General features: G+C 54.5%; 2 tRNA genes and 2 rRNA genes. All 4 read left to right on the plus strand.

Features of this window, described 5'->3' with window-relative positions:
* Window positions 1-631 (plus strand): 16S ribosomal RNA (locus OZD67_RS02435); the annotation flags it as partial.
* A 129-nt stretch (window positions 632-760) separates the two neighbouring features.
* A tRNA-Ile gene (locus tag OZD67_RS02440) sits at window positions 761-837 on the plus strand.
* Between the two features lie 6 nt (window positions 838-843).
* Window positions 844-919 (plus strand) — tRNA-Ala (locus tag OZD67_RS02445).
* 365 nt (window positions 920-1,284) lie between these two features.
* A 23S ribosomal RNA gene (locus tag OZD67_RS02450) occupies window positions 1,285-2,281 on the plus strand; the annotation flags it as partial.

The following is a 2,281-nucleotide window of genomic DNA, read 5'->3' on the forward strand; positions in this document are numbered from 1 at the left end:
ACTCAAAGGAATTGACGGGGGCCCGCACAAGCGGTGGAGCATGTGGTTTAATTCGAAGCAACGCGCAGAACCTTACCAGGACTTGCATGGGGAGGACGTACTCAGAGATGGGTATTTCTTCGGACCTCCCGCACAGGTGCTGCATGGCTGTCGTCAGCTCGTGTCGTGAGATGTTGGGTTAAGTCCCGCAACGAGCGCAACCCTTGTCTTTAGTTGCCAGCACTTTCAGGTGGGCACTCTAGAGAGACTGCCGGTGACAAGCCGGAGGAAGGTGGGGATGACGTCAAGTCCTCATGGCCCTTATGTCCTGGGCTACACACGTGCTACAATGGCGGTGACAGTGGGAAGCTACATGGTGACATGGTGCTGATCTCTAAAAGCCGTCTCAGTTCGGATTGTACTCTGCAACTCGAGTACATGAAGGTGGAATCGCTAGTAATCGCGGATCAGCATGCCGCGGTGAATACGTTCCCGGGCCTTGTACACACCGCCCGTCACACCATGGGAGTTGGTTCGACCTTAAGCCGGTGAGCGAACCGCAAGGACGCAGCCGACCACGGACGGGTCAGCGACTGGGGTGAAGTCGTAACAAGGTAGCCGTAGGGGAACCTGCGGCTGGATCACCTCCTTTCAAGGATGTTTCCTGATACGTTGGGAAACTCCGAAATAAAAGTCCTTGGCTGTATCAGCTAAGGCGCCAGACGATCCTGGAACCTGGTAGTTCAAGGCGCCGTCAACATATCCCTTCCTATATTTTCCCGGGCTAGTAGCTCAGTTGGTTAGAGCACACGCTTGATAAGCGTGGGGTCGGAGGTTCAAGTCCTCCCTGGCCCACCAGAGTTTGGGGGCATAGCTCAGCTGGGAGAGCACCTGCTTTGCAAGCAGGGGGTCGTCGGTTCGAACCCGTCTGCCTCCACCACCTTTGGTCGAGATTTCGGTCTCCTGAATGTGGTGAAGAGCTCAAAATCTGGTCACTGGGAAAATCATAGGAAATGGGAAGTCTGTTTCCTGATCCTGTCACCGCATAGTCGGATGAAGCGTCAGGGATGTTGGGTCTTTTAGAGTGTGAATAGGTTGGTGCACTGTCTGCGTGTACCGTTCTCGGGTTGGTCTGACCCGTCTGCTGTTTGGCTTAGGCTGAAGAGCGGCGTTAAGAGAACGGATGAAGCATTCAGACGGTGACAAAAAGAGTGTGACTGACACTGTCGTGTACAGACGTCGGCACCACCTCAGGGTGTGGCTGGTTTCTGTGCATGTGTTTCATCAGCAATGATGATTTGATGGTGTGAGAATGAGAAGGGCGTTCGGTGGATGCCTTGGCACTAAGAGGCGATGAAGGACGTGGTACGCTGCGAAAAGCCATGGGGAGCCGCGAACAGGCTTTGATCCGTGGATGTCCGAATGGGGCAACCCCCTCGCAAGAGGATCATGTACTGAATACATAGGTGCATGAGGCAAACCCGGGGAACTGAAACATCTCAGTACCTGGAGGAAAAGACATCAACAGAGATTCCGCTAGTAGTGGCGAGCGAACGCGGAGCAGGCCAATGCCTTACCAGGAAGAAGCAGAACGGTCTGGAAAGTCCGGCAATAATGGGTGATAGCCCCGTATGCGTAGTGTCTTGGTGAGGATTCGAGTAGGGCGGGGCACGTGAAACCCTGTCTGAACATGGGGGGACCACCCTCCAAGCCTAAATACTCCTTAGTGACCGATAGTGAACAAGTACCGTGAGGGAAAGGTGAAAAGCACCCCGATAAGGGGAGTGAAAGAGACCTGAAACCGGACGCCTACAAGCAGTCGGAGCCTCTTATGGGGTGACGGCGTACCTTTTGTATAATGGGTCAGCGAGTTTCTGTTTGCAGCGAGCTTAAGCCGTTAGGTGTAGGCGTAGCGAAAGCGAGTCTGAATAGGGCGAATGAGTTGCTGGCAGAAGACCCGAAACCGAGTGATCTAGCCATGGCCAGGCTGAAGGTGCGGTAACACGCACTGGAGGGCCGAACCCACGCCTGTTGAAAAAGTCGGGGATGAGCTGTGGCTAGGGGTGAAAGGCCAATCAAACTCGGAGATAGCTGGTTCTCCGCGAAATCTATTGAGGTAGATCGTCGGGTGTTTACCCTGGGGGGTAGAGCACTGGATGGGCTAGGGGGGCCCAAAGCCTTACCAAACCTAACCAAACTCCGAATACCCAGGAGTATAGCCCGGCAGACAGACAGTGGGTGCTAAGGTCCATTGTCGAGAGGGAAACAGCCCAGACCACCAGCTAAGGCCCCTAAATCGTGG

It is taken from the genome of Wolbachia endosymbiont of Drosophila nikananu, from assembly GCF_028981865.1.
Lineage (GTDB): Bacteria > Pseudomonadota > Alphaproteobacteria > Rickettsiales > Anaplasmataceae > Wolbachia > Wolbachia pipientis_B.